At 67.2% G+C, this 4,128-nt stretch carries 4 protein-coding genes; 1 reads left to right on the plus strand and 3 read right to left on the minus strand.

The features are described from left to right. Nucleotides 1-19 precede the first annotated feature (19 nt). Entirely contained in the window at nt 20-883 is an 864-nt protein-coding gene (locus tag ABTZ43_RS17030) for an aminotransferase class IV (RefSeq protein ID WP_350539627.1), read from the plus strand. A 182-nt stretch (nt 884-1,065) separates the two neighbouring features. On the opposite strand, the gene pstB is transcribed toward ABTZ43_RS17030, so the two are convergent. From pstB to pstC, 3 genes are read right to left on the minus strand one after another with little or no spacing between them, the layout of a single operon-like run. After that, entirely contained in the window at nt 1,066-1,845 is a 780-nt protein-coding gene (gene pstB / locus ABTZ43_RS17035; protein ID WP_045254296.1) for a phosphate ABC transporter ATP-binding protein PstB, read from the minus strand. Between the two features lie 46 nt (nt 1,846-1,891). After that, nucleotides 1,892-2,995 carry a phosphate ABC transporter permease PstA gene (pstA, locus tag ABTZ43_RS17040; RefSeq protein ID WP_350539626.1) on the minus strand — a complete coding sequence of 368 codons (1,104 nt, stop codon included), beginning with the start codon at nt 2,993-2,995 and terminating at the stop codon, nt 1,892-1,894. Between the two features lies 1 nt (nt 2,996). After that, a complete protein-coding gene (gene pstC, locus ABTZ43_RS17045; RefSeq protein WP_056420296.1) occupies nt 2,997-3,965 on the minus strand; it encodes a phosphate ABC transporter permease subunit PstC in 969 nt (322 codons plus the stop codon). Nucleotides 3,966-4,128 lie beyond the last annotated feature (163 nt).

Consider the following 4,128-nt stretch of genomic DNA (forward strand, 5'->3'; position numbering starts at 1 on the left):
GACCCGGCGCTTCGCTCTGATGATCGACCCCGCAGCATCCGACGTCGTCCGCGCGGACTTCGCCGACACGTTCACCCTCGTCGATGCGGCGGCGCCTGCGCTGAGCGTCGGCGAGCTGAGCACGCAGCGCGGAGACGGTGTCTTCGAATCGATCGGCGTGATCGACGGACATGCCCAGGAGGTCGTGCCGCATCTGGAGCGGCTCGCGCACTCCGCGGCACTGTGCGATCTGCCCCTCCCGAACCACGCGCAGTGGCGCCAGGCCATCGAGCGCGCCGCGGAGCACTGCGAGGCGGGCGAGTACGTCATCAAGCTCATCCTCAGCCGGGGAGTGGAGCACGGCCCGACTCCGACCGCGTGGGTGACGGCGGCACCGGCATCGGACTTCTCCGAGGTGCGCGAGCGGGGCGTCCGCGTGGTGACGCTCGACCGCGGATACGACCTCGATGTCGCCGCGAATGCGCCCTGGCTGCTGCTCGGAGCCAAGACCCTCTCGTATGCCGTCAACATGGCCGCACTGCGCGAGGCGCACCGGCGGGGCGCCGACGACGCGATCTTCCTGTCGCGCGACGGCTTCGTGCTGGAGGCGCCGACGGCATCGCTGATCCTGCGCCTGGGCGATCGCTTCGTGACGCCCGCGCCGAACGGCGGAATCCTGCACGGCACGACGCAGCTCAGCGTCTACGAGTATCTGGCGGATCGCGGCCTCGCCGCGGAGTATGCGCGGGTCCCGGCATCCGACCTGCCTCGTGCGGATGCCGCGTGGCTCGTCTCGAGCGTGCGCCTGGCCGCTCCGATCACCGCCGTCGACGGGGTCGAGCTGCCGGTCGACCACGATCTCACCGCCGACCTCAACCGCTACCTGCTCTCGCCGCGCGACTGAGCCGTTCGCGGGCTGCAGCAGAGGTTCATCGCGCCACTGCGGGCACCGCTTAGGCCCCACGACGACGACACGCCGTGGGGCCACAGGGCCGCACGGCGTGTCGAGCCTCCTGCTCCGACGTCGTGCCCGCGAGACGCGGACCGGACGGTGGAGAACCCCGGAGGGGAGGGCGGGGGAGCGGGTTATCCGAAGCGTCCCGAGACGTAGTCCTCGGTGGCCTGCACGGAGGGCGTCGTGAACATGGTGCGGGTGTCGTCGTACTCGATGAGCTTGCCGGGCTTGCCGGTGCCGGCGATGTTGAAGAACGCCGTCTTGTCGGAGACGCGGCTCGCCTGCTGCATGTTGTGCGTCACGATCACGACCGTGTACTGGGTCTTGATCTCGGCGATCAGCTCCTCGATCGCGAAGGTCGAGATCGGGTCGAGGGCCGAGCACGGCTCGTCCATGAGGATCACGTCGGGCGAGACGGCGATCGCGCGGGCGATGCACAGACGCTGCTGCTGTCCACCGGAGAGTCCGGATCCCGGGCGGTCGAGACGGTCCTTGACCTCGTTCCACAGGTTCGCGCCGCGCAGCGACTTCTCGACGAGGGCGTCCTGATCGCTCTTCGCCATGCGCGTGTTGTTCAGCTTCACGCCGGCGAGCACGTTCTCCTTGATCGACATGGTCGGGAAGGGGTTCGGACGCTGGAAGACCATGCCGACCTGGCGACGCACCAGCACGGGGTCGACGCCGGTGCCGTAGAGGTTCTTGCCGTCGATCAGCACCTCGCCCTCGACGCGTGCGCCGGGGATGACCTCGTGCATGCGGTTGAGGGTGCGGAGGAAGGTGGACTTGCCGCAGCCGGACGGGCCGATGAACGCCGTCACGGTGTTGGGCTTGATGTCGATGCTGACGCCTTCGACAGCGAGGAAGTCGCTGTAGTAGACGTTGAGGTCGTTGACTTCGATGCTCTTGGACACGGGAGATCCTTCTTGTTCAGTCAGTCAGTCAGTCGGGTATGTCGGCTCAGCGGCCGTTGATCTTGGGTGCGAACACCTTGGCGATGATGCGAGCCAGCAGGTTCAGCACCATCACGATGACGATGAGGGTGAGAGCCGCAGCCCACGCCCGATCGAGGTAGGCGTCGACGGGGATGCCGGGGTACTTCGCCTGCATGTACGAGAACACCGGCAGAGTCGCCATCTGGCCGCTGAACATGTTGAGGTTCATGCCCTGCACGATGCCGACGGTGAGCAGCAGCGGCGCGGTCTCGCCGATGACGCGGGAGATGGCCAGCATCACGCTGGTGAGGATGCCGGCGATCGCGGTCGGCAGCACGACCTTGATGATCGTCAGCCACTTCGGCACGCCGAGGGCGTAGGCGGCCTCGCGCAGCTCGTTCGGGACGATGCGGAGCAGCTCTTCCGATCCGCGCACCACGACGGGGATCATCAGCACCGACAGCGCGAGCGAGCCCATGATGCCCATCCGGGTTCCCGGACCGACGATCAGGGAGAACACCGAGTAGATGAACAGACCGGCGACGATCGACGGGATGCCGGTCATGACGTCGACGAGGAAGGTGATGCCGCGGGCGAGCTTGCGTCCTTCGCCGTACTCGACCAGGTAGATCGAGGTCATCAGGCCGATCGGCACCGAGATCACGGTCGCACCGAGGGTGATCAGGAGCGTTCCCCAGATGGCGTGCACGGCGCCGCCGCCCTCGCCGACGATGTTGCGCATCGAGAAGCTGAAGAACTCGCCGTCGAAGCGCATCAGGCCGTTCACGACCACGGTGTACAGCAGCGAGATGAGAGGGAGCAGCGCGACCACGAAGGCCCCGGAGACCAGCGCGGTCATGAGGCGGTCGATCGCGTGGCGGCGGCTCTCGACGACGGTCGAGATCACCATGATCAGCGCCATGTAGAAGATCAGGCCGACGACGAGGGTGAGCGCGATGTTGAAGTCGGCCGGGTCGTTGCCCACGTTGACGAACGCGAAGATCGTCGCGGACACCACGAACGCGACCAGCAGCAGCGCCCACGGCGCCCACTTCGGCAGGCGCCCGGCCGACGTGCTGTGGGTGGGAGCGGCCACCGAGGAGGGCGAGGGGGTGAGTGTGGTGGTCATGTCAGTTTGCTCCCGAGAACTCGGCACGGCGCGAGACGATCCAGCGGGCGACGAAGTTGACCGCGAAGGTGACGATGAAGAGGATCAGACCCGCGGCGATGAGCGTGTTGACGCCCTCGTCGTGGGCTTCGGGGAACCGCAGGGCGATGATCGCGGGGATCGTCGTCGGGTTCTCCGGGTTGATCAGGTTGAACGTGATGATGCCGAGGGGAGAGAGCACGAGCGTCACGGCCATGGTCTCGCCCAGCGCACGGCCGAGGCCGAGCATCGCGCCCGACACCATGCCGCTGCGGGCGAAGGGCAGCACGGCCATCCTGACCATCTCCCAGCGCGTCGCGCCGAGGGCCAGGGCGGCCTCCTCGTGGAGCTTCGGTGTCTGCAGGAAGACCTCGCGGCAGATGGCGGTCATGATGGGCAGGATCATCACGGCGAGGACGAGGGATGCCGTGAGGATCGTCTTGCCGGTGCCCGAGGGCGTTCCGCTGAAGATCGGGATCCACCCGAGGTGCTCGTTCAGCCACTTGTAGAAGGGCACGAGCATCGGGGCGAAGGTGAGCGCACCCCAGAGGCCGAACACGACCGACGGCACAGCGGCCAGCAGATCGATGATGTAGCCGAGGAAGCCGGCGAGCCTGCGGGGGGCGTAGTGCGAGATGAAGAGCGCGATGCCGATGGCGATCGGAGCGGCGATGACGAGGGCGATGAGGCTCGACCACAGCGTGCCGAAGACGAACGGCCAGACCCACGAGAGGAACGACTGGCCCGCGAGGATGTGATTGTCCGACGTGTCCGCCGACAGGGCGGGGATCGACTGCACGATCAGGAACAGCGCCACCGCGGCGAGGGTGACGAGGATGATGATCCCGGCGGCCAGCGCGGTGCCCGAGAAGACCAGGTCACCCCGTCGGCGCAGCGTGTGGGGTGTGCCGGGTGAACGGGTGGTATCGGGACCCGTTGTGGTTGTGGTCATCGGAGCGACTCCAGGCTCTGAGGGACTTTCAGGGTTTTCATGCGGGTGCCCCCGGGTGTCGGTCGAGTCCTCTCGACCCATCGGTGCCTGAGACATGAAGCCGACCGTCACAGGAAGGTCTGAGTTCATCCGGAACACCCGGACGAACTCCCACCTCTCGCCG

Origin of the sequence: Microbacterium sp. NPDC097977 (assembly GCF_040302605.1) — a bacterium.
Classification (GTDB): Bacteria; Actinomycetota; Actinomycetes; order Actinomycetales; family Microbacteriaceae; genus Microbacterium.